This window comes from Pseudomonas sp. REB1044 (genome assembly GCF_038813925.1).
GTDB lineage: Bacteria > Pseudomonadota > Gammaproteobacteria > Pseudomonadales > Pseudomonadaceae > Aquipseudomonas > Aquipseudomonas boreofloridensis.
On record NZ_CP046139.1, the window covers coordinates 4,353,572 to 4,375,869 of the forward strand.

Here is a 22,298-nt window from a genome sequence, read left to right on the forward strand (position 1 = left end):
TCACTTGGCCAGCATTTCGAAGTGGATGCTGAACATGATCCACAGCGACAGGCCGACCAGCAGTGCGATCACCAGGGTGGTGAACAGGAACGTCGACACGTTGGAGCTCTGCTCTTTCGAGCGATCCATGTGCAGGAAGTACACCAGGTGGACGACCACCTGGATAACGGCCATGGCGACGATGACCAGCACGGTCAGGTTCTTCGGCAGCATCGGCGACATCGCCAGCGCGAACGGAATCGCGGTGAGGATGATCGAGAGGACGAAGCCGATCATGTACGACTTCACGCTGCCGTGGTTGCCTTCGTGATGAGTGTCGTGTGCATTAGCCATTACAGAACCCCCAGCAGGTAGACGACGGTGAATACGCAGATCCAGACCACGTCCAGGAAGTGCCAGAACAGGCTCAGGCAGCTCATGCGGGTCTTGGCGGTCGGCGTGATGCCCTTGGTCTGGATCTGGTACATCAGGATCGCCATCCAGATCAGGCCCGAGGTCACGTGCAGACCGTGGGTGCCGACCAGGGCGAAGAAGCCCGAGAGGAAACCACTGCGCTGCGGGCCGTAGCCCTCCATGATCAGGTGATGGAACTCATAGATTTCCATCGCGATGAAGCCTGCACCGAACAGGAAGGTCACTGCCAACCAGCCCAGTACACCTGCCTTGTTGCCGGCGAACATCTTCAGCATGGCGAAGCCGAAGGTGATCGAGGACAGCAGCAGGAACGCCGTTTCGACCAGCACGAAGTCGAGCTGGAAGATGTCATGACCCGACGGGCCGCCGGCAAAACTGCCGGACAGCACCGCGTAGGTGGCGAAGAGCGACGCAAACAGGATGCAGTCGGTCATCAGGTACAGCCAGAAACCGAAGACGGTCATCTGGCCCGAGTCGTGGTGGTGATCGTCGTGCCCATGGTCATGGCCATGGGCGTCACCGTGAATTACTTGACTGGACATTGATTACACCCGTTCAAACGTTTTCGACACGTGCGCCACCGGTAGGCACACCGGCAAGCTGCAGGGCCCGTTGGCGTTCACCTTCGATGCGCGCCACTTCTTCGGCAGGCACCATGTAGCCCTGGTCGTCACGCGCAGCGTGGCGAACGAAGACCGCGATGGTCGCTACCAGGCTCAGGCCTACCAGCCACCAGATGTGCCAGATGAAGGCGAAGCCGAACACGGTCAGGAACATACCCATGAACAGACCGGTAGAGGTGTTGCTCGGCATGTGGATCGCTTCGTACTTGGCTGGCGCCTTGTAAGCGACACCGGCGTCCTTGGCTTCTTGCCAGGCATCCAGACCGACTTTCTCGGGCATGTGGGCGAAGTTGTAGAACGGTGGTGGCGACGAAGTCGACCATTCCAGGGTACGGCCGCCCCATGGGTCGCCGGTCACGTCCATGTTCTGCTTGCGATCGCGGATCGACACGTAGAGCTGGATCAGCTGGCAGGCAATACCGAACAGGATCAGCACGGCACCGACCACGGCGACGTACAGGTAGGGTTCCCACAGCGGGTTGTCGGAATGGTTCAGACGACGGGTCATACCCATGAAGCCCAGGGCGTACAGCGGCATGAAGGCGACGTAGAAGCCCGAGATCCAGAACCAGAAGGCTGCCTTGCCCCACTTCTCGTTGAGGGTGAAGCCGAAGGCTTTCGGGAACCAGAAGGCGAAGCCGGCGATGTAGCCGAACACCGCACCACCGATGATCACGTTGTGGAAGTGGGCGATCACGAACAGGCTGTTGTGCAGCACGAAGTCAGCACCCGGAACGGCCAGCAGAACGCCGGTCATGCCACCGATGGAGAAGGTGACCATGAAGCCCAGGGTCCAGAGAATCGGCGGGGTGAAGCGCAGACGGCCCTGGTAGATGGTGAACAGCCAGTTGAACAGCTTCACACCGGTCGGGATGGAGATCAGCATCGTCGCCAGGCCGAAGAAGGTGTTGACGCTGGCGCCGGCACCCATGGTGAAGAAGTGGTGCAGCCAGACCGCGAAGCCCAGGATGGCGATCGCACCCGATGCGTAGATCATCGCGTGGTGGCCGAACAGGCGCTTGCTGGCGAAGGTCGAGGTCACTTCCGAGAACACGCCGAAGGCCGGCAGGATCAGGATGTACACCTCGGGGTGACCCCAGGCCCAGAACAGGTTGACGTACATCATCGGGTTCCCACCAAGCTCGTTGGTGAAGATGTGGAAGTCCAGATAACGGTCAACGGTCAGCAGGGCCAGTGCAGCGGTCAGGATCGGGAAAGAAGCGACGATCAGCACGTTGGCCCAGGTGCAGGTCCAGGTGAAGATCGGCATGTCCATCAGCTTCATGCCAGGTGCGCGCATCTTCAGGACGGTGACCAGGAAGTTCACGCCCGTCAATGTCGTGCCTAGACCTGATAGCTGCAGCGCCCAGATATAGTAATCGACCCCCACGCCAGGGCTGTACTGGATACCCGCAAGCGGCGGATAGGCCACCCAACCGGTCTTGGCGAATTCGCCGACGCCCAGCGAGATGTTCACCAGCAGCACGCCTGCCAGCAGCAGGTAGAAGCTCAGGGAGTTCAGGAACGGGAAGGCAACGTCACGTGCACCGATCTGCAGAGGCAGGGCCAGGTTCATCAGGCCGGTGAAGAACGGCATCGCCATGAAGATGATCATGATCACACCGTGGGCGGTGAAGATCTGGTCATAGTGTTCAGGCGGCAGGTAGCCTTCGGAGCCGCCGGTGGCGACGGCCAGCTGGGTACGCATCATGATGGCGTCGGCAAAGCCGCGCAGCAGCATGACCATCGCGACGATGATGTACATCACCCCGATCTTCTTGTGGTCGACCGTGGTCAGCCACTCGGTCCACAGGTAGGACCACTTGCGGAAATAGGTGATGGCACCAACGACGGCGATACCACCGAGCGCGATCATGGCAAGCGTCACCATGACTATCGGCTCGTGATAGGGTATCGCCTCCAGGCTTAATTTACCGAACATCTCTTACTCCTCTGCACCGGCAGCTGGTTGCATACTCGATTCCACACCCTTGGTAGTGGCCAGGTCTTTGCTGCCTGCTTCTTCATGGCTCGGACGACCGCGGTTCATGCCTTCGTACTTGTCGACGATGAGCTGGAACGTGTCAGGCGAAGCCTCGCTGTACAGCGCGACTGGGTTGTTTTCGCTTGGTTTGGCCAAGGCGTCGTATTCGGCCTTGTCCAGCTTCTTCGGCGACGCCTTCACTTGCGCGACCCAGGCATCGAAGTCGGCTTGCGAGGTGGCGGTTGCCTTGAATTTCATACCGGTGAAGCCCGCACCGCTGTAGTTCGCCGAGATACCGTCGAACTCGCCATTTTCGTTGGCGATCAGGTGCAGCTTGGTGGTCATGCCGGCCATCGCGTAGATCTGGCCGCCCAGGCCAGGGATGAAGAACGAGTTCATCACGGCGTCGGAGGTCACGCGGAAGTTGACCGGGGTGTTGGCCGGGAAGACGATCTTGTTGACCGTGGCGATGCCTTGCTCCGGATAGATGAACAGCCACTTCCAGTCCAGGGCCACCACGTCGATCTGCACCGGTTTCACATCGGAATCCAGTGGACGGTAGGGGTCCAGTTTATGGGTGGACTTGTAGGTGACGTAGCCCAGCACGATGATGATCAGGATCGGGATGATCCACACCGCCGCCTCGATCTTGGTCGAGTGCGACCAGTCAGGCGTGTAGGTGGCCGCCGTGTTGGAAGCACGGTACTTCCAGGCGAAGACCAAGGTCATGATGATGACCGGGATCACCACCAGCAGCATCAGGCCGATCGCGATCAGGATCAGGTTCTTTTGCTCAATGCCGACCTGGCCCTTGGGGTCGAGCAGGGTCCAGTTGCACCCACTGAGTAAAAGCATGCCTAAAAAGGGCAATATGCCAAACAGTCTGGGGTAACGCTTTTTACTCATCTCACGACCTCTAGATCAGCTTGCTTCAATGCAATGTGTTTTGTTCGCCAACACTTCGTCCTGCCCAGCGTTAGCATTTTTAAGCCCGAACTCCCTCCGGCCTGTGATCCGACTGCAGGATCTGGGCGTTGGAAGTATGGTCGAGCTTGGGGTTTTTTGTAGGCTAAAGGCCTGTACTTCAGACCAAGTCCATTTGGTGCGGAAAACGCGGAGGGGTGTCCGCCCGGATCGCCGTTGGGCGAAACTTGTCGAAGTCAGCAAAAGGAGCGCTGGGGCTTCCTTCAATCCTGCGACTTGCAAGCAGTGCCGAACGGAAATTGGGGGCGATTGTAGATAGGTAGCCCCCCTTTACTATGACTTATTGAGCAACAGTCCTTTACCGAATCAGTAACAATCAGCGCTTAAAAATCAACTTCGCGACAGTTTGTCGCACCCTCGGCTGTAGACCCGAAACCCGCATGCTGCAAGGGCTGGAACTTGATCTACATCAGCCGATGACGGGTTTTCGATATCGATCGAGTTGCGCAATGGGCCTGCGTCATGCAAGGACTTTTGTCTAAGCCCGGCGGCGATTTCGGTAGATCCCCAGTGGCACCAGGAGGGCGGTGAGGACGAAGGCCACCAGCGCCCATTGCGCCAGCGACAGCCCCAGGATCGGCGGGTAGGGCGTGGTGCAGAAACCATCGACCTGGAACGCCAGCGGCCAGACCTGCGCCAGTGGCAGGTCGTCGACGATCGGTTGCAGCACATCGATGCCACAGCTGACGGCGGGGTTGGCGAGTATATACACATGGTTGCCGGCCGCAACGATTCCGCCGATGGCGCTGAGTACCACCAACGCTTCGAAGAAGGTCAGGCTGCGCCGCCCCGGCATGGCGGCTGCGATGAACGCGAACAGGGCAATCAACAGCAAGGCGTAGCGCTGCAGGATGCACAGCGGGCACGGTGCTTCGCCCAGCACCACCTGCATATAAAGAGCGCCGCCGATCAACGACAGGCAGATCAGCCCCAGCAGCACCAGAAAGCGCCGTTCCCGATTCAGGCGCAGGTTGTGTTCGTTCATGACCGGTTCCTTCGTTGGAGAGTTGCAGGCCTGCTGCCCTATGGCCCATGCCCAAAGCCCGCCAGTCTACACGGCGCGGGCACCCGGCGATGGATGAAAAGGCGACAGTGCGGTGCGGCCCGGGCTTTCCATGGGAAGCTCAGACCGACAGTCTGCAGGTCGGTTCACCCGTCCGATGACAAAGACGTGGGTGAGCGAAAGTGAAGGATACGGCGATTAACAGTGGGTTAAAGACACTGCACTACTTATAGAGAAACCGGGCCGAGCGTGGCCCGCCCCGATCTCTTGCCCCGCTATTCCAAGGCCGCAGCCGGTCCGAAGAACTCAAAGTGACTCTGCGTTGGCGGCACGCCCAAATGGTTCAAGGACCGCCGGATCGCCGCCATGAAGCCCTTGGGCCCGAGGAAGTAGACGTCCATGTCGCGCTCACGGGGCAACCACTCGGCCAGCAAGTCCTCACTCAGCAGACCCACGGCATCGACGGACCGACTGCCGTCGTGCTCGTCGTAGCAGTAGAAGCGCTGCAGTTGCGGGTGCCGCTCGGCCAACTCATCGACCCATTCGCGAAACGCATGCACCGCGCCATTGCGTGCGCAGTGGATGAAGCGTATCGGACGCTGGGTCTGCAGCGCTGCTTCGAGCATGGCCAGGGTCGGGGTGATCCCTACCCCGCCGCTGATCAGCACCAAGGGCTTGTCGCTGGCCTGCAACGTGAAATCGCCCGCAGGCGGAAACAGTGTGACGGTGTTGCCGACTTGCAAATGATCGTGCAGGTAATTGGAGACCACACCCCCCTCCTCGCGCTTGACGCTGATACGGTACCTGCGGCCATCGCTGAGCGACGACAGCGAATAGTTGCGGCGCAGCTCGCGCCCCTCGATGAACAATTGCACACCGATGTACTGCCCAGGCTCAGCCTTGAGCACCGCCGCGCCATCGACCGGCTCGAAGTAGAACGAGACGATTTCCGCGCTCTCTTGCTCGCGGCGCACCAGACGGAACGCCCGCCCGCCCCGCCAGCCGCCCTCGGCTTGCTCCTTGGCCTGGTACAACTGCTCTTCGGCGCCGATGAGAATCTCGGCCAATTGCCCGTAAGCCGCCGCCCAGGCTTCGATCACCGCCGGCGTGGCGATCTCGCTGCCCAGCACCTCTTCGATGGCACGCAGCAGGCAGCGGCCGACGATGGGATAGTGCTCGGGCAGAATCTGCAGGGCCACGTGCTTGTTGATGATCTGTCCTACTAGAGCGCCCAAGGCGTCGAGCCGGTCGATGTGCTTGGCGTACATCAGCACGCCGTTGGCCAGCGCGCGCGGTTGGTCGCCGCTGGCCTGGTGCGCCTGGTTGAACAGCGGACGCACTTCGGGGTACTCGCTGAGCATCATCTTGTAGAAATGGGTGGTCAGTGCCTCGCCCCCGCTTTCGAGCAGGGGGACGGTGGCCTTGATGATTGCACGGTGTTCGGCATTGAGCATTGCTGCGACTCCTGAGCCTTGGGCTTCGAATGATTACACCGGTCATTTCACCAATCGTGCCAACTGGCAGGCCCAGCAAAATCAAGCCCTGGAGCGGATGCATGTCATATTGACTAGTGCCCGCGTATAGTCAGGATGACCAACAGGAGTCCAAATGACTGCAAAACCCCTGCTCACCGCCCTCCTCCCTTTGGTCAGCGATCTGTCGCGCGACCTGCCCGATCAAGAGCGCTATCGGCGCCTGCTGCAAGCCCTGCGCACGCTGCTGCCCTGCGATGCCGCCGCGCTGCTGCGCCTGGAGGGCGACTGGCTGGTGCCGCTGGCGATCGATGGGTTGGCCACCGACACCCTCGGCCGGCGCTTCAAGGTCAGTGATCATCCGCGTTTCCAGGTGCTGCTCAGCCGCCCGCAACCGACCCGCTTCGCCAGCGACTCCCCATTGCCCGATCCGTACGACGGCCTGGTCGAAGCCATCGACGTCGATCTGCATGTGCACGACTGCATGGGCTGTCCTTTGATGGTCGAAGAGCGTCCGTGGGGACTGCTGACCCTCGATGCGCTGACCCCCGGGCAGTTCCAGAGCCTGGAACTCGACGCGCTGGAGGCCTTCGCCAGCCTTGCCGCAGCCACCGTCACCGTGGCCGAACGCATCGACCAGTTGGCGCTGCGCGTGCAGGACGAGCAACGTCGGGCCGACCTTTTCCGCCAGGCTACCGACCGCAGCCAGGAGTTGATCGGCCAGAGTCCGGCGCACAAGCGCCTGCTCGAGGAGTTGCGTCTGGTCGCCGGTAGCGATCTCACCGTCTTGATCACGGGCGAGACCGGGGTGGGCAAGGAGTTGGTCGCCCAAGCCCTGCACCAGGCCAGCCACCGCGCCGACAAACCGATGATCAGCCTCAACTGTGCCGCCCTGCCCGACACCCTGGTGGAAAGCGAGCTGTTCGGGCATGTGCGTGGTGCGTTCACCGGTGCCCACGGCGAACGGCGCGGCAAGTTCGAGCTGGCCGACGGCGGCACGCTGTTTCTCGATGAAGTGGGTGAATTACCGTTGGCCGTACAGGCCAAACTGCTGCGCGTGTTGCAGAGTGGGCAACTGCAGCGCTTGGGTTCGGACCGGGAACACCGGGTGGATGTGCGGCTGATCGCCGCCACCAACCGCGACCTGGCCGCCAGCGTGCGCGCTGGTCAATTCCGTGCCGATCTTTATCACCGTTTGAGCGTCTATCCGCTGCCGGTGCCTGCGCTGCGCGAGCGGGGTCGCGACGTGCTGCTGCTTGCGGGGTTTTTTCTCGAGCAGAATCGATCGCGCCTGGGGCTCGACAGCTTGCGCTTGACCAAGGCGGCCGAAGCGGCGCTGTTAGCTTACGACTGGCCAGGTAACGTGCGCGAGCTCGAGCACCTCATAGGCCGCTGCGCCCTCAAGGCCTTGGGCCGAGGCGCGCATCGGTCGCGGATGCTGGCATTGGACGCGCTCGACCTTGGCCTGAGCAACGCCACCATAGCCCCGCAGGCGCACATCAGTACGGCGCCCGTTCAAGCGGCGTCGCTAGAAAGAGTAGGTTTGCGGACGGCTTTGGACGATTATCAGCGCCAGCTGATCGAACAATGCCTGATTCGCCATGAGCACAATTGGGCGGCCGCCGCGCGAGAGTTGGGCATCGACCGTGCCAACCTCAGTCGCCTGGCGCGTCGGTTAGCTATCCATTGAGCACGACAGACCGACAATTGATCGTCGTATGCTCGAGCCACCGCTATCACCCTGTCCGGTGTTGCTCACCCACCTCGTGCGCCTTCACCCTAAAGCCAGGCACAGAGAGGCCGATAAACGAATACCTTCTCCCGTTTCGATACTCCCAAAGGTTGCCCATGGCCACGCCCAATGCCCGCGCGGACGCATTGTCCCTGCTGCTGTTCACCCTGCGCAGCGGCAAGCTGATGGCGATCAATCTGCTCAAAGTGAGCGAAATCATCCCCTGCCCGTCGCTGACCAAGCTTCCCGAATCCCACCCCCACGTCAAAGGTGTGGCCACCCTGCGCGGACAGTCGCTGTCGGTGATCGACCTGTCCCGGGCCATCGGCGAGCAACCGCTGGCCGACCCGGACGGCGGCTGCCTGATCGTCACCGACATCAGCCGCTCGCGCCAGGGGCTGCACGTCCAGGCGGTAAGCCGCATCGTGCATTGCCTGAGCACCGACATCAAACCGCCACCTTATGGTTCCGGCAACCGTTCCTACATCACCGGCGTCACCCGCGTGGACAATGCGCTGGTGCAGGTGCTGGATATCGAAAAGGTCATCCACGGCATCGCGCCACCGCCGCCCGAAGCCCCTTCCGGGCAGCTCGCCGAGGAAGATGCCAGCCTGCTCGCGGCGGCCAACATCCTGGTGGTGGACGACAGCCAGGTGGCCCTGCAACAGTCGGTGCACACCCTGCGTCACCTGGGGCTGGAGTGCCACACTGCGCGCAGCGCCAAGGACGCGATCAACGTGTTGCTGGAACAGCAGGGCACCGGGCAGGAAATCAACATCGTGGTGTCCGACATCGAGATGTCGGAAATGGATGGCTACGCCTTTACCCGGACGCTACGCGAGACACCTGACTTCCAGCACCTCTATATTTTGCTGCACACCTCGCTGGACAGCGCCATGAGCGCCGAAAAGGCCAAGCTCGCCGGTGCCAATGCAATCCTCACCAAGTTTTCCTCCCCCGAACTGACCGACTGCCTGGTGGTGGCGGCGCGCGCGGTGCATGCGGAAAAACGCTGATACAGTTGGCGGCCTAGTGCCTTCACTTGATGAAGGGTAGGACTCGGGCATACTTCCTACCCTTCCGAGTCTATTTGTCGGTATCGCCATGACACTTCTTCGTACTGCCCTGATCGCGCTGGCCATGACCGCCGGCGCGGCCCATGCCTCCAGTTCCGACGCCTGGAACGCGTATCGCCAGCAGATGGTCAAGAGTTGCCTGGCCGCCAGCCAGTTCAAGGATGCCCATGCCCTGGGCAAGCCTGCCGAGTTCGACGACCGCACCGCCTACAGCGCACTGCTGATCGAAGGCGTCTACAAACCCAAGCACATGAAAAACCAGACCGGCACCGAGCTGTGCCTATACGACCGCGCCCGGCAGCAGGCCTACGTCACCGAATGGAAACCGGGCGCCAAGTGAGCGATAGCCTGCGCTTCGCCTGCACCGGCTGTGGCAAGTGCTGCAGCGGTCACCACGTGCCGCTGACATTTGCCGAAGCACACCAGTGGGCCCGTGATGGTGGCCAAGTGGTGGTGCTGATCGAAGGGTTCGTCGCCGACGGCCCCGGCATGCCGCCCGAACAGCGCGACCACGTGCTACGCCGCTCGCTGGCCGTGCCCTGCGGCAATGCCCAGCTGCACGTCTCGGTCACCTTCGCCGCCTTCAACCCCGGCCGCTGCCGCCATCTTGATGCCGACAACCTGTGCGGCATCTATGAAACTCGGCCGTTGGTGTGCCGTATCTACCCGGCGGAAATCAATCCGCACCTGCCGCTGCGTCCAGACGCCAAGGACTGCCCGCCCGAAGCTTGGCATCAAGGTCCGCAACTGATCGTCGGCAATCGCCCTGCCGATCCACACCTCGCCGCCCTGATCGGCGCATCGCGCCAGGCCGACCGCGACGACATCGCCGCCAAGGTCGCGGTCTGTCAGGCGCTGGGCATGACCACCAGTGCGCTAAAAGGCAATGGCTTCACCGCCTGGCTACCGGACATGCAGGCCTTCATGACGGCGCTGGAAAGCAGGCAGCAGGCACACGCCGCCTCGTGGTCGGTGCACCTGCAAGACCCCGATCTGACGCAAGATCTGCAACAGCACGGGGTGCTGACCACGGACCAAGCGCCGGTGTACTACGCCTTCATCGGGTTCTGACACACCCACCCTGAGGGATCTTCAGCGGCTGCGGCGCCAGAACTCGTCGGCCAGCCGCCGCAGTTCCTGGGCCAGCGCGGCCACATCAGCGGCGCTACCGTGGCTGCGTTGACCCACCGTCACGGTCGCTTCGCTGGCTTGGCGGATGCTGACGATGTTGCGGTTGATGGCCTCGCTCACCTGGCTCTGCTGCTCCACCGCAGCCGCGATCTGCAGGCTCATCTCGTTGATCTGGTTGACCCGCAGGCTGATGCCGTCCAGCGCATCGCTGGCCAGGCGCGCCTGCTCGACGCTGTGCCCGGCATGCGCGCTGCTCTGGCGCATCACCTGCACTGCCGCGCGAGTACCACCCTGCACGGCGCCGATCATGCGCTGAATCTCGTGGGTCGACTGAGCGGTGCACTGGGCCAGCCCCGCACCTCATCGGCCACTACTGCGAAACCGCGGCCCTGCTCACCGGCGCGGGCGGCCTCGATGGCGGCATTGAGCGCCAGCAGGTTGGTCTGCTCGGCGATGCCGCGAATCACATCGAGCACACTGGAGATCTCGCCGCTGTCGCTCTCCAGGCGCTGGATCACCTCGCTCGCCTCCACCAGCGAGCCGGCCAGGTCCTGGATCGCGCAGCGATTGCGCTCGACCATACGATGCCCGGACTGGGTCTCGTCCTCGGCCTGATCGGCCGCCAGCGCCGCCATCTGCGCACTGCTGGCCACCTGGGCGACGCTGGCGCTCATCTGGTGGATGGCGGTCGCGACCTGGTCCGCCTGGCTCTGCTGTTCAAGACTGTTGGCGTGGCTCGCCTCGGTGGCCTCGACCAACGAACCAGAGTGCCCGGCCAGGCGCGTCGACGTATCGCCAATGCGCCCAACCACCGCGCCCAGTTGTGCCTTAAGCATGCACAGGGCGAAGTCGATTTGACCGATGTCGTCGCGCCGACCGGTGTACAACTGCTGGCTCAAGGGGTTGTCGGCCAGCGCCCGCGCTTGACTGCGCAGACGCTCGAAAGGACGCAGCAGTGCCCAGGTCGCCAGGCTGGCCAACGCGATGGCCGCAGTCCATTGGAACAGCGCCTCGTACCAACGCAGTGACGTCCAGCCCTGGCCGACGCCCATCACCAGCGCCAGCACCATCGCCATGCTCAGCGACAGGCGCGCATGCAGCCCTGGCATCGGCAAGCGCTCCCACCAGCGCTGCCGCCCCTTGCGCAGACGCGCATAGCAGAGCTCGGCGGCCGCGATCTGTTCGTCGGTGGGGCGTGTGCGTACCGACTGGTACTCGACCGTGCTTCCCGCGCTGCTGATCGGCGTGACGAAGGCACTGACCCAGTAATGGTCGCCATTACGGCAGCGGTTCTTCACCAAGCCCATCCACGAACGTCCCGACTTCAGGGCTCGCCACATCTGCTCGAACGCCAGCGCCGGCATGTCGGGATGGCGCACGACGTGATGCGGTTGTCCCAGCAGTTCGTCGCGGGAAAAACCGCTGATCCGCACGAAGTCGTCATTAGCGTAGGTAATGACGCTGTCCAGGTCGGTGGTCGAAAGAATGTTGGCATCGGCCGGATAATCCACGGCTCGACCGGTTATGGGCACATTGCACTTCATTGCAGGCTCTCAGCATCGTCGGGACAATCGGCAAAGTGCTCGACTCTAGGGGCAACCGCTGCGGGAACATTGATCCACGGCAACCAACTGGCAGGTGGCCACCCATGGCATTGGCGCCCACGCGCCGGGAAATGAAGGCAGGCGCCCAACCAAGACGTTTTCAGCGATTTTGGCGAAGTTTTAGCGACTTATAGTTACGTTTAATACAAGAGTGATTCCCTTGTTGAGCGCTGTTTCAACGGCCTTCACAGGACTAACTTAGCGCTGTCCCAATTAACACTTGCCACGCAAGAAGGTTGTTCAAATGTCCAAGAGTATGGGTATTGCCAGCGTCTTCGTTCTGTCGTCCCTGTTGTTGTCGCCCCTGGCCATGGCGGAGGAATCACCGGCCTTCGTTGCCCGCAATGCAGAGATCGCGACGAGCCTGCAGCAGTCGCAGGACGGCTACGCCGCGCAGCAGCAGAATGCCGGAAAAGATGCACAGCAGACGGCCGCGAAGGTCATCGAAAACGGCCGGGCCGACAGCTGACGTGTCACCGCGTGCGCACCCGCGCGTTCACGGCCGGGCCTCAAGCAGCCCCCACACGGCCCGGCCGGCTGCCGTTTAGCCGTTGCCTAGCAGCGGCATGTCCACGTGCTGGAAATTTCCTTCAGGTTGTCGAGCCCTTTCCTCGGAACTTTCGAATTGAATAGTGAGAGACTGCCCGCCGTTCGAGCAAAGGAGCAGTCATCAATGCCTTTCACTTTCCGTCTGACGCCTCTATTCATTGCACTTTGCGCAATGATTTCGCACCACAGTCATGCCGAAGAACACGTCGCGGGTTTCGTCGAGGGCTCATCGCTGAACCTGCATTTTCGCAATGCCTATTACCACCGCAACCAGCTCGACCGTGGCGTGCGGGACAATCGCGAATGGGCACAAGGGGCGATTGCCCGCTTTGAGTCGGGTTATACGCCCGGACTCATTGGTGTGGGCGTCGACGCCTACGGCATGCTCGGTGTGAAACTCGACGGCGGCGGCGGACATGCCGGCACCGATCTGCTGCCTACGCGGCAAAAGAACGAAGACGCGTTGGGTGCCGCGCCAGCCCACTTCTCAAGTGCGGGCGCAGCAGTGAAGCTCACAGGGTTCGATACCGAACTCAAGGCAGGCGACCTGTTTATCTCAAACCCGGTGATTGCGGGTGGCGAAAGTTACCTGCTGGCGCAGACCTTCCGCGGCGTGACGCTACGTAACACCAGCCTCGACGGGCTGCTGCTCGAAGGCGGGCGAGTCAGTTTCACCAAGCCGTACAACCAGAGCGGCCATCGACGTATCGACACCAACTACAGCCAGCGTGCGGACGATCAGCATAGCCAGTACCTGTCTTGGGCTGGCGCTGCCTGGAGCGACAGCCCGCACCTCACCGCCAACCTCTATGCCGCCGAACTCAAGGACATCTGGCACCAGTACTACGCCGACTTGGACTACACCTATGTGGTTAACGACAGCCTCAGCCTGAACCCCGGCGTGCACCTCTATCGCACCCAGGACACCGGTCAGGCCAAATTGGGCAAGATCAACAACACGACCTACAGCCTGCATTTCACCGTGGCAAGCGGATACCACAGCGTCACCACGGCCTACCAGCAGGTCAACGGCAACACGCCCTTCGACTACATCAACCAAGGCGACAGCATCTTCCTGGATAACTCGCGCATGTATTCGGACTTCAATGGGCCGGGCGAGCGTTCATGGAAACTGCAATATGACTATGATTTTGCCGGGCTCGGACTGCCAGGGCTCAGCGCTTCGCTGTCGTATTCGCGAGGCAAACTGGACCTCACTCGGGCCAATCCGGAGAGCGTCGGCTACGGCCAGTGGTACAACGCCGAGGGCAAGGATGCACGTCACTGGGAGCGCGATCTGGACGTTAAATACGTATTCCAGGAAGGCCAGTTCAAGGACCTCTCGCTACTGCTGCGCTATGCCAGCCACCGGGGCAGCCGAGGCTACTCGGCGGTGGACAACGACAACGACGAGATCCGTCTGATCGTCGACTACCCGCTCGCCGTGTTCTAGGACTGTCTAACGGGCAAACGGGCAAACGGGCGGACACCTCATCCGGTTCGCCCAGCGCGACTCGCCTGGCGCGCATGAAGCGCGCATTTGCGACAGACTGTCTTGTCCGACAATAGCCACTTGCCTACACTGTCGCCGCCGCTTGATAGCCCGACCCTCACGGCAAGAGGGGCTTATGCAGTCGCGAGCCTGATGTCGCACACTCGAATCCCGCGCCCCACCCTCTCCAGGCCTCACCCCGAGCTGATCCTCAATCTGGGCAGTTGCCTCGCCGTGCTCGCGATAGTCGGCATCGTCAGTTACTTGCTGGGCCGTGAACGGGACAGCGTCGAGCAATCGTCGATCCGCGCGTCGAGCAACATCGTCCAGTTGATCGAGAGCGATATCCTTAATAACGCGGAGCTCTACGACCAGTCGCTCAAGGAGCTCATCTGGGCGGTGGGACGCAAGGATCTGGCGCAAGTGCCGAGTACCATGCGGCATCGGCTGCTGTTCAACCCGGCGCTGGTCGATCAGAGCCGTGGCGATGTGCTGTGGCTGGACGAGCAAGGCAATGTGGTCGGAGACTCCACCAGCCTGGTCCCGCGCAAAGCCAATTTCGCTGATACCGGCGTGTTCAAGGCGCATCGCGACTACCCCAACCTCGGGCTGCTCATCGGGCCGCCGTTCAAGGCCAGGCTGGGCGATCTGGATTGGTGCATCAGTTTCAGCCGACGCATTTCAGGCGCCAATGGCGAGTTCGCGGGCCTGGCGACCGGCGCTCTGCGCCTGTCGTACTTCAGCGAATTGTTCCAGCGCCTGGACATCGGCGAGCACAGCAGCATCAACCTGCTCAACACCAGCGGGCACTTGCTTGCACGAGAGCCCCTGGGGCCTGGACAACCGGCCATCGGCGGCGACTTCAGCCAGCAACCGAATTTCCAGCGCATCCTGCAAGAGCACAGCGGCAGCTTCAGCGCCCATTCGGCATTGTTCGACGAACAGCGCATGTACACCTTCGCCCGTGTAGGCGATCTGCCCTTGATCGTACTGGTGGCGCACTCCTCCAGCGAAGTCTTCCAGGCTTGGCGGCGTACGGCGATCATCGTCGGCTTGGCCACCGGCGTGCTGTGCCTGGGCATTCTCTGGCTCACGCTGCTGCTAGGACGCGAATTGCGCCGCCGCCATCATGCCGAGCAAGGCCTTGCCACCCTGGCCGCCACCGATAGCTTGACCGGCCTGGCCAACCGCAGGCGGCTGGATCAGGTGCTGCGTCAGGAATGGGCTCGTGCCCAGCGCAACCGCACGCCGTTGGCGGTGCTGATGGTCGATGTGGATCATTTCAAGGCGTTCAACCAGCGCCATGGTCACGCCGGTGGCGACCATGCCCTGCGTGAGGTGGCGCGCACTATAGAGTTGAGCATCCGCCGTCCGGCAGACCTGGCAGCGCGGTATGGGGGTGAGGAGTTTCAGGTGGTGTTGCCAGAAACTGAATTGGCCGGTGCGCGGCTGTTGGCTGAACGTATCCGCCTGAGCGTGGAGGCGTTGCCCCCTTTCGGCGGCGACGAGCGACCGATCACCGTGAGTATCGGCATCGGCCTACATGAAGCCGGCACCCAGCACGACCTGACCAGGGTGCTGGGTGCCGCCGATGAAGCGCTCTACCGGGCCAAAGCCAATGGCCGCAACCGGGTAGAGGGACCCGCTATTTAAGACTTGGCGCGGGCAGCATTGCGCAAAGTCTTGACTTGGTCGTGATTACGCTGCACGCCTTGCAACTGGCCATCCACCAAATTCCGCGCTTTCAGTGCGTCGGGAGTGTTGATTTTGGCCAATTTCTCGCGAGCCTTTTTATAAGCCTTCAGCGCATGATCTTCGCCGTCTTCAACGGTGTTCAGTACCGCCTCTTCGTCTTTGCCGGTGAACATCGATTTCATGTTCAGCCAACCACGGTGAAGGTCGCCGCTGAAGCTGGTGGAGGTTTCCGGATCCCCGCCCAGGTGACGCACCTCGGCTTGCAGCTCGCGTGCAGCCTGGGCGCAGTCCGTTTCGCGTTGTTTGAAGAATGCCTTCAGTTGAGGATTTTTGACATCATCGGCCGATTCCTTGAAACCCTTCTCGCCGTCTTTGCTGTACTCGATCAGGTCGTTCAGTACGTCGATCACGTCTTTGTTCGGGTTGCTCATGGCGTAACTCCTTGGCAGGTGATAGTCCCCCAAGAAGAGAGCAGCCTTCGTGCCAAGTCGAACGATAAAAATAAATCCTTTAATTTCAATAAGTTGAAATTAAAGGCTGATTTCGCGACTGCAGCGTTCTGCATGATCGCCGCTTAGGGGCTCGTGCAGATTGCAGGGTGAATCAACTGCTGTATGGTCAGCTTTCCACACAAAGGACCGTAAGAAAGATGAACCCCGAACTCTTGCAACTACTGATCACTCGCTCGATGCCATTCGGCAAGTATCAAGGCCGACTCATCGCCGACCTGCCAGGTGACTACCTGGCCTGGTTCGCCCGCAAAGGCTTCCCGCCCGGGGAACTGGGCGGGCTGCTGGCCTTGATGCACGAGATCGACCACAACGGTCTGGGCGATCTCTTGACGCCGTTGCGCGCCAAACGGCGCGGTTGAATGTCGGTCAGTTGACCGACGCAGGCGCCACCACCAACTCCGCTTGTTCACGCTTCTTGAGCAGCGCATAGACCACGGCCGTCACCACACTGCCGGCCACGATCGCCAGCAGGTACAGCAGGGCATGGTTGATCGCGTTGGGAATCAGCAGCACGAACAACCCGCCGTGCGGCGCCATGAGCTTGCAGCCGAAGTACATCGACAGCGCACCGGTCAGCGCGCCGCCGGCGATGCTCGCCGGGATCACCCGCAACGGGTCTTTGGCCGCGAACGGGATCGCCCCTTCGGAAATGAAGCACAACCCCAGAACCAACGCCGCCTTGCCCGCCTCGCGCTCGCTCTGGGCGAACTTGCGACGCGCCAGGAAGGTCGCCAGGCCCAGGCCGATCGGCGGCACCATGCCCGCCGCCATGGTCGCGGCCATTGGCGCGTAGCTGGACGAGGCCAGCAGCCCGACCGAGAAGGCATAGGCCGCTTTGTTGATCGGCCCGCCCAAGTCCACGCACATCATGCCGCCCAGCAGCAGGCCGAGCAGGATGGCGTTGGTGGTGCCCATGCTGTCGAGAAAGCGCGTCAGCCCTTCGAGCATTGCCGCCACCGGATGACCGACCACGTAGATCATCACCAGGCCTGTGAACAGGCTGGCCAGCAACGGAATGATCAGAATCGGTTTGAGCGCTTCCAGGCTGCTGGGCAGGCGCGCCCAGCGACTGATCGCCTTGGCGCTGTAACCGGCCAGGAAGCCGGCGACGATACCGCCGATGAAGCCGGCCCCCAGGGTGCTAGCCAGCAGCCCACCGATCATGCCCGGCGCCAGGCCCGGACGGTCGGCGATGGACCAGGCAATGTAGCCGGCCAGCATCGGCACCATCAGCTTGAACGCCGCTTCGCCGCCGATCTGCATCAGCGCGGCAGGCAAGGTGCCTGCCTCTTTGTAGGCTTCGATGCCGAAGACGAACGACAAGGCGATCAACAGACCACCGGCCACCACCATCGGCAGCATGAACGACACGCCCGTCAGCAAATGCTTGTACACCCCAGCCTTCTCGCCCTTGGCCGGCGCCTGGGCGCTGGCGGCGTCGGCCGTCTCGACACGCCCCTCGGCCAACGCCTTGTCCAACGTGGTGCGTGACTGCTTCAAGGCGATACCGGTGCCGCAGCGATAGATGCGCTTGCCGGCAAAGCGCGCGGTGGGCACTTCGATGTCGGCGGCCAACAGCACCACGTCGGCCTGTGCGATGGCCTCGGCCGACAGCGGATTGCGTGCACCGACCGAGCCTTGGGTCTCGACATTGAAGTCGTAGCCCAGGTCGCGCGCCGCTTGCTGCAGCGCTTCGGCAGCCATGAAGGTGTGCGCCACGCCAGTCGGGCAGGCGGTGACGGCGACGATACGCGGCGCGGCATGGACGTGCGCAGGCTCGGCAGCGACGCTGTGCTCCAGCACCTGGGCCTTGGCCGCCGCGTCGTCGAGGAAGTTTTCCCGGTCTGCCAGGGCCTGGGCCGGCGTGCTCTGGAACAGGCGCTTGCCGACGAAGCGGCTCAGGTCCACGGTCCCGGTGCTGACCACCAGCACCCAGTCAGCCTCGGCGATCTGCGCCGCACTCAGGCGTCGCTCGGGATGGTCGGCATCCCACACCTCGACGCTGGTGCTCCAGCCTCGACGCTGCGCTGCCGCCGCCAGCAGGCGCGCACTCAATACACTCGACACCTGGCCATTCGGGCAGGCGGTGACGATCGCGATGTTCATCGGCGAGCCTCTTGTTGTTGTTCGGTCAGTTGCACGGCGGCCTCCAACTGCGCGAGTTGCTCGCGATCAGTGATCCCGAAGCCAACCTGGGTCACCGCCTGGGCGGCGATGGCGGTGGCGCGGCACAGGGTCTGGCCGGCGTCTTCGCCCAGTAGCAGCCCGTGCACCATACCGGCGACCAGCGAGTCGCCCGCGCCCACGGTACTGGCGACGCTGACCTTGGGCGGCTGGGCATGCAGGGTGCGCTCGGCGCTGAACCAGTTCACGCCTTGGGCGCCCTGGGACACCACCACGTGGCCGACGCCGCTGTCGAGCAGACGCTGGGCCGCCGTCTGCTGAGCGATGAAGTCTTCGACGCCACTGCCCGTCAGTTCAGCCAACTCGTCGGTGTTGGGTTTGATCAGCCAGGGCGCTGCCTGAAGACCGGCACGCAGAGCCTCGCCGCTGGTGTCCAGCACCACCTTCAGCCCTTGCGACTTCAGTTGCTCCAGCAGGTGAGTGAACCACTGCGGGCTGATACCCCGCGGCAGACTGCCAGCCACCACCACCAGCGCATGTTCGCCCGCCAGCGCAGCCAGGCGTTCGAGCAACTCGGCCTGGGCAGTTGCATCCACCTGCGGTCCTTGCCCATTGACGTCGGTGACTTGCCCGTGCGCTTCGACCAACTTGAGGTTGGTGCGGGTTTCACCGTCCACGCGTACAAACGCGTCGACAAAACCGCGCTGGGCGATCAGCGCCTCGAAAGGCTGCGGATTGTCGCGCCCAAGAAAGCCGGCGACGGTGATCTGGTGGCCGAGATCAGCCAGCACCTGGGCCACGTTCAGGCCCTTGCCAGCAGCGTGGCAACGCTGCTCCGTGGCGCGATTGACCGCACCGATGCGCAGGCGCTCGACGCTGACGGTGAGGTCCAGCGCCGGGTTGAGGGTCAGGGTGAGAATCTTGGCCATTCAATAACGCTCCACCAGCGCCCGTACTGCCTCGGCGCTGTCTTGTTGCAAGGCCTCGCGCGCCAGGGCGCAGGCCGTCGAGTAATCGGCCTGGCGGACCAAGGCCTTGACTTCGGCGATGCTGCGCGGCGAAACGCTGAGTTCATCGACCGCCAGCCCCAGCAGCACCGACACCGCTTGCGGGTCGGCGGCCAGCTCGCCGCACACGCCCACCCACTTGCCTTCGGCATGGGCGGCGCGCACGGTCATGTCGATCAGTTGCAGCACGGCCGGGTGCAGGCCATCAGCCTGGGCCGACAGGCTCGAATGGCCTCGGTCGATGGCCAGGGTGTACTGGGTCAGGTCGTTGGTGCCGATGCTGAAGAAATCCACTTCGCGAGCCAGTTGCGGGGCCAGCAGCGCCGCCGAGGGCACTTCGATCATGATGCCCACCTGCAGGTCGGCCACTGGGATGTCCTGGCGCAGGCGCTCGACCATGGCCTTGGCCGCTCGCCATTCGTGCATCTGCCCGACCATCGGGAACATGATGCGCAGCGGTCGGTCGTCAGCGGCCTGCAGCAGTGCGCGCAACTGGTCTTCCATCACCTGCGGACGCTGCAGGGTCAAGCGCACCCCGCGCACGCCTAGAAACGGATTGTCCTCGGCGGCGATGGGCCAGTACGGCAGCGGCTTGTCGCCCCCCACATCGAGGGTGCGCACCACCAGGGGACGCCCTTGCAGGCCATCGAGCACACGGCGGTACTCGGCTTCCTGGGTGGCCACGTCCGGTACTTGCGGATGGGCCATGAAGATCAGTTCGGTGCGCAGCAGACCGACGCCTTCGGCGCCCTGTTCGACCACTTTGTCGATGCTGCTGCTGTCGCCGATGTTGGCGAACACTTCGAGGGCATGGCCGTCACGGGTCACTGCCGGCGCGTGCCGCTGACTCCAGGCCGCCTGCAAGCGTTGTTCGCGCTGGTCGCGCTCGGCCAGCGCACGCTGCAACTCGTCGGCCGGCGGCGCCACGCTGACCTTGCCGCGCTGGCCATCGAGGAGCAATGCCGTGCCGGGCTCGAGCAACAGGATCGCTGCGCCCGCACCGACCACGGCAGGAATGCCCAGGGCGCGGGCGACAATGGCGCTGTGGGCGGTAGCGCCGCCATGGGCGGTGACGATACCGGCGACCCGCTGCGGGTCCAGGCGCGCCACGTCGGACGGCCCGACTTCGGCCATGACCAGCACGTAGGGCTGCTGCGGCTCGGCCTGCTCGGTCACGCCGCACAACTGGGCCAGCACCCGCCGACCGACATCGCGCAGGTCGGCGGCGCGCTCGGCCAGCAACGCATCGCGCAGGGCTTCCTGCTGACTGGCGGCAACCTCGATCACCGTCATCCAGGCCGCTGCGGCGCTTTCACCCTGGGTCAGGCGCTGGTCCACTTCGTCGGTCAGGGCCGGATCGGCGAGCATTTCCTGGTGGGTGACGAAAATCTCCGCGATGGCCTTGTCGCTGCGCTGTACCAGCGCCTGCAACTCATCGTTAACCGCAGCCAAGGCAGCGCGCAGACGCGCGCGCTCCTGGGCGCAGGATTCGCCGCGCAGTGGGTAGTCGATCTCGCGTTCGACGCGCACGTGGGCCGGGCCACTGGCGATACCCGGCGCCGCACCGACACCCTGCACTTGAGTGCCCGGCAGCGGCGCCTGGAGGGTTTCAGGTACGGGCTGCTGGGCAAGCTCAGGCGTGCTCGGCAGCGGCTCGACGTCCTCGCCCAGGCCTTGCTTGATGGCCGCCAGCAGCACCGGCAGCGCGTCGGCGGCGATGCTCGGCTCGGCGATCAGCTCCAGTTCCTGTCCCCGGCGGGCGCCCAGGGACAACAGGCGGCTCAGGCTCTTGACCGAAACGCCAGCCTGACCGCTGTCGGTGACACGGATACGGATCTCGCCGTCGAACCCTTTGGCCAACTGCGCCAGTACCTTGGCGGGGCGCGCATGCAAACCGTGAGGGTTGGCCAGCATCACCCGGACACTGGGCCAATCGGCTGGCACCTCGCCGCCCAGGACCTGAAGCACATCACGGCTGCTGGTGGCCTGGTAGAGGGTCTGACCCCGACCTTCGATGAGCACCTGGCACAGGCGCTCGAGCAACGCCTGGTGTGCAGCGCCCAGGCTGGCCAGGCAGAACAGGCCATTGAGCGGTTGGTCGCGGTGGCGCAAGGGCTGCTGCGGGGTCACGAAGGCCAACCCCGGTTGCAGCACCTCGCGCTCGCTGTGCAACCACCACAAGCCCTCGCCCAGCGGCAGCGGCTCGGCCTGTTGCAGCAGGGCGGCAAAGCCACTGTCCACACACCCTGCGCGTTGTAGCAGGCGAGCGCCGCGCCAGGCCAGTTCGTCAAAGTCGTCGGCGGGCAGGTTCAGGCTGATCAGTTGGGCGTCTAGTTCCAGTTCGCGTGGTGCGCCCTGCAACAGCTTGAGCAGCGCGTCGGCGGAACTGGCGCGTCGCAGCGCCTCGGCCAGGTCGGTTTCACCCAGGGCACGGGTGAGCAGTTGCAGCAGGCGCAGGTGCTCGTCCGAGCGCGCGGCGATGCCGATGGCAAGGTAGACGATCTGACCGTCGCCCCAGTCGACGCCGTCGGGAAACTGCAAGAGACGTACACCGGTGGCGAACACCAGGTCGCGGGTCTGCGGCGTGCCATGGGGAATGGCGATGCCCTGACCGAGAAAGGTGGAACCTTGCGCCTCGCGGGCCTGCAACCCGTCGAGGTATCCCTCGGCGACCAGACCATCGGCGACCAACCGGTCCGCGAGCAGGCGCAGCGCCGACGCTTTGTCGACGGCCACCTGGCCCATGGCTATCTGCTCATTGGCGAGCTCGAGCATGACCCTCTCCTTTTGCAGTACCCGCAGTCGGGAACTGAGGTTATTGTTGTGGGATTCAACGTATTTTTCATCCTAGGGCTTTCAGGGCAGACCCCAATTAATGGATGCTGAAACGTTTAAT

General features: G+C 63.1%; 18 protein-coding genes and 1 pseudogene. 8 read left to right on the forward strand and 11 right to left on the reverse strand.

What is annotated here, in order from left to right; translation table 11 throughout:
- The 6 genes from cyoD to hmpA form a co-directional block, all read right to left on the reverse strand.
- Nucleotides 1-333, reverse strand: coding sequence for a cytochrome o ubiquinol oxidase subunit IV (gene cyoD, locus GKC70_RS19845; protein ID WP_029613086.1), 333 nt, complete (start codon nucleotides 331-333; stop codon nucleotides 1-3).
- Nucleotides 333-956, reverse strand: a complete 624-nt coding sequence (gene cyoC, locus GKC70_RS19850) for a cytochrome o ubiquinol oxidase subunit III (protein WP_029613087.1) — start codon at nucleotides 954-956, stop codon at nucleotides 333-335. The genes cyoD and cyoC overlap by 1 nt, the downstream gene beginning before the upstream one ends.
- Before the next feature lie 13 nt (nucleotides 957-969).
- Nucleotides 970-2,979: a cytochrome o ubiquinol oxidase subunit I gene (gene cyoB / locus GKC70_RS19855; protein ID WP_029613088.1), complete on the reverse strand. Its 2,010-nt coding sequence runs from the start codon at nucleotides 2,977-2,979 to the stop codon at nucleotides 970-972.
- A gap of 3 nt (nucleotides 2,980-2,982) precedes the next feature.
- The gene (cyoA, locus tag GKC70_RS19860) at nucleotides 2,983-3,927 is read right to left on the reverse strand and encodes a ubiquinol oxidase subunit II (RefSeq protein ID WP_039575374.1); all 945 of its coding nucleotides are present in this window, start codon (nucleotides 3,925-3,927) and stop codon (nucleotides 2,983-2,985) included.
- Nucleotides 3,928-4,483: 556 nt separating this feature from the next.
- Complete coding sequence (locus GKC70_RS19865) at nucleotides 4,484-4,990, reverse strand: disulfide bond formation protein B (protein WP_029613089.1); 507 nt, start codon at nucleotides 4,988-4,990, stop codon at nucleotides 4,484-4,486.
- 293 nt (nucleotides 4,991-5,283) lie between these two features.
- Nucleotides 5,284-6,462 (reverse strand): NO-inducible flavohemoprotein, encoded by a 1,179-nt coding sequence (gene hmpA, locus GKC70_RS19870; RefSeq protein ID WP_342649672.1) that lies wholly within the window; start codon nucleotides 6,460-6,462, stop codon nucleotides 5,284-5,286.
- Between the two features lie 154 nt (nucleotides 6,463-6,616).
- Here hmpA and norR point away from each other — a divergent pair, with 154 nt between their 5' ends.
- The 4 genes from norR to GKC70_RS19890 all read left to right on the forward strand — a co-directional run bounded on the left by norR (nucleotide 6,617) and on the right by GKC70_RS19890 (nucleotide 10,359).
- Nucleotides 6,617-8,170 carry a nitric oxide reductase transcriptional regulator NorR gene (norR, locus tag GKC70_RS19875; protein ID WP_342649673.1) on the forward strand — a complete coding sequence of 518 codons (1,554 nt, stop codon included), beginning with the start codon at nucleotides 6,617-6,619 and terminating at the stop codon, nucleotides 8,168-8,170.
- 158 nt (nucleotides 8,171-8,328) lie between these two features.
- Nucleotides 8,329-9,228, forward strand: a complete 900-nt coding sequence (locus GKC70_RS19880) for a chemotaxis protein (protein ID WP_342649674.1) — start codon at nucleotides 8,329-8,331, stop codon at nucleotides 9,226-9,228.
- Nucleotides 9,229-9,316: 88 nt separating this feature from the next.
- On the forward strand, nucleotides 9,317-9,628 hold the full coding sequence (locus tag GKC70_RS19885; RefSeq protein ID WP_342649675.1) for a hypothetical protein: 312 nt from the start codon (nucleotides 9,317-9,319) through the stop codon (nucleotides 9,626-9,628).
- Nucleotides 9,625-10,359, forward strand: coding sequence for a YkgJ family cysteine cluster protein (locus GKC70_RS19890; protein WP_342649676.1), 735 nt, complete (start codon nucleotides 9,625-9,627; stop codon nucleotides 10,357-10,359). The genes GKC70_RS19885 and GKC70_RS19890 overlap by 4 nt, the downstream gene beginning before the upstream one ends.
- 21 nt (nucleotides 10,360-10,380) lie before the next feature.
- On the opposite strand, the pseudogene GKC70_RS19895 reads toward GKC70_RS19890, so the two are convergent.
- Nucleotides 10,381-11,963: pseudogene (locus GKC70_RS19895) on the reverse strand (PAS domain-containing methyl-accepting chemotaxis protein).
- Nucleotides 11,964-12,267: 304 nt separating this feature from the next.
- Here GKC70_RS19895 and GKC70_RS19900 point away from each other — a divergent pair.
- From GKC70_RS19900 to GKC70_RS19910, 3 genes are all read left to right on the forward strand, one after another.
- A complete protein-coding gene (locus GKC70_RS19900; protein WP_342649677.1) occupies nucleotides 12,268-12,492 on the forward strand; it encodes a hypothetical protein in 225 nt (74 codons plus the stop codon).
- Nucleotides 12,493-12,696: 204 nt separating this feature from the next.
- Nucleotides 12,697-14,025 (forward strand): OprD family porin, encoded by a 1,329-nt coding sequence (locus tag GKC70_RS19905; RefSeq protein WP_342649678.1) that lies wholly within the window; start codon nucleotides 12,697-12,699, stop codon nucleotides 14,023-14,025.
- Between the two features lie 192 nt (nucleotides 14,026-14,217).
- Nucleotides 14,218-15,717: a sensor domain-containing diguanylate cyclase gene (locus tag GKC70_RS19910; RefSeq protein ID WP_342649679.1), complete on the forward strand. Its 1,500-nt coding sequence runs from the start codon at nucleotides 14,218-14,220 to the stop codon at nucleotides 15,715-15,717.
- Here the strand turns inward: GKC70_RS19910 and GKC70_RS19915 are convergent.
- Complete coding sequence (locus GKC70_RS19915) at nucleotides 15,714-16,190, reverse strand: PA2169 family four-helix-bundle protein (protein ID WP_342649680.1); 477 nt, start codon at nucleotides 16,188-16,190, stop codon at nucleotides 15,714-15,716. The two genes, GKC70_RS19910 and GKC70_RS19915, sit on opposite strands and share 4 nt — an antisense overlap.
- Nucleotides 16,191-16,408: 218 nt before the next feature.
- On the opposite strand from GKC70_RS19915, the gene GKC70_RS19920 reads away from it, so the two are divergent.
- Complete coding sequence (locus GKC70_RS19920) at nucleotides 16,409-16,630, forward strand: DUF3820 family protein (protein WP_342649681.1); 222 nt, start codon at nucleotides 16,409-16,411, stop codon at nucleotides 16,628-16,630.
- A 7-nt stretch (nucleotides 16,631-16,637) separates the two neighbouring features.
- Here GKC70_RS19920 and GKC70_RS19925 read toward each other — a convergent pair whose 3' ends face one another.
- From GKC70_RS19925 to ptsP, 3 genes are read right to left on the reverse strand one after another with little or no spacing between them, the layout of a single operon-like run.
- On the reverse strand, nucleotides 16,638-18,377 hold the full coding sequence (locus GKC70_RS19925; protein ID WP_342649682.1) for a PTS fructose-like transporter subunit IIB: 1,740 nt from the start codon (nucleotides 18,375-18,377) through the stop codon (nucleotides 16,638-16,640).
- Nucleotides 18,374-19,324 (reverse strand): 1-phosphofructokinase, encoded by a 951-nt coding sequence (gene pfkB, locus GKC70_RS19930; RefSeq protein ID WP_342649683.1) that lies wholly within the window; start codon nucleotides 19,322-19,324, stop codon nucleotides 18,374-18,376. The genes GKC70_RS19925 and pfkB overlap by 4 nt, the downstream gene beginning before the upstream one ends.
- Complete coding sequence (ptsP, locus tag GKC70_RS19935; RefSeq protein ID WP_342649684.1) at nucleotides 19,325-22,177, reverse strand: phosphoenolpyruvate--protein phosphotransferase; 2,853 nt, start codon at nucleotides 22,175-22,177, stop codon at nucleotides 19,325-19,327. It abuts the gene before it with no gap.
- Between the last annotated feature and the right edge of the window lie 121 nt (nucleotides 22,178-22,298).

Excerpts from the sequence above, each read along its gene's own strand:
- cyoD (WP_029613086.1), bottom strand. The coding sequence starts at position 333 with ATGGCTAATGCACACGACACTCATCACGAAGGCAACCACGGCAGCGTG.
- cyoC (WP_029613087.1), bottom strand. The coding sequence starts at position 956 with ATGTCCAGTCAAGTAATTCACGGTGACGCCCATGGCCATGACCATGGG.
- cyoB (WP_029613088.1), bottom strand. The coding sequence starts at position 2,979 with ATGTTCGGTAAATTAAGCCTGGAGGCGATACCCTATCACGAGCCGATA.
- cyoA (WP_039575374.1), bottom strand. The coding sequence starts at position 3,927 with ATGAGTAAAAAGCGTTACCCCAGACTGTTTGGCATATTGCCCTTTTTA.
- GKC70_RS19865 (WP_029613089.1), bottom strand. The coding sequence starts at position 4,990 with ATGAACGAACACAACCTGCGCCTGAATCGGGAACGGCGCTTTCTGGTG.
- hmpA (WP_342649672.1), bottom strand. The coding sequence starts at position 6,462 with ATGCTCAATGCCGAACACCGTGCAATCATCAAGGCCACCGTCCCCCTG.
- norR (WP_342649673.1), top strand. The coding sequence starts at position 6,617 with ATGACTGCAAAACCCCTGCTCACCGCCCTCCTCCCTTTGGTCAGCGAT.
- GKC70_RS19880 (WP_342649674.1), top strand. The coding sequence starts at position 8,329 with ATGGCCACGCCCAATGCCCGCGCGGACGCATTGTCCCTGCTGCTGTTC.
- GKC70_RS19885 (WP_342649675.1), top strand. The coding sequence starts at position 9,317 with ATGACACTTCTTCGTACTGCCCTGATCGCGCTGGCCATGACCGCCGGC.
- GKC70_RS19900 (WP_342649677.1), top strand. The coding sequence starts at position 12,268 with ATGTCCAAGAGTATGGGTATTGCCAGCGTCTTCGTTCTGTCGTCCCTG.
- GKC70_RS19905 (WP_342649678.1), top strand. The coding sequence starts at position 12,697 with ATGCCTTTCACTTTCCGTCTGACGCCTCTATTCATTGCACTTTGCGCA.
- GKC70_RS19910 (WP_342649679.1), top strand. The coding sequence starts at position 14,218 with ATGTCGCACACTCGAATCCCGCGCCCCACCCTCTCCAGGCCTCACCCC.
- GKC70_RS19915 (WP_342649680.1), bottom strand. The coding sequence starts at position 16,190 with ATGAGCAACCCGAACAAAGACGTGATCGACGTACTGAACGACCTGATC.
- GKC70_RS19920 (WP_342649681.1), top strand. The coding sequence starts at position 16,409 with ATGAACCCCGAACTCTTGCAACTACTGATCACTCGCTCGATGCCATTC.
- GKC70_RS19925 (WP_342649682.1), bottom strand. The coding sequence starts at position 18,377 with ATGAACATCGCGATCGTCACCGCCTGCCCGAATGGCCAGGTGTCGAGT.
- pfkB (WP_342649683.1), bottom strand. The coding sequence starts at position 19,324 with ATGGCCAAGATTCTCACCCTGACCCTCAACCCGGCGCTGGACCTCACC.
- ptsP (WP_342649684.1), bottom strand. The coding sequence starts at position 22,177 with ATGCTCGAGCTCGCCAATGAGCAGATAGCCATGGGCCAGGTGGCCGTC.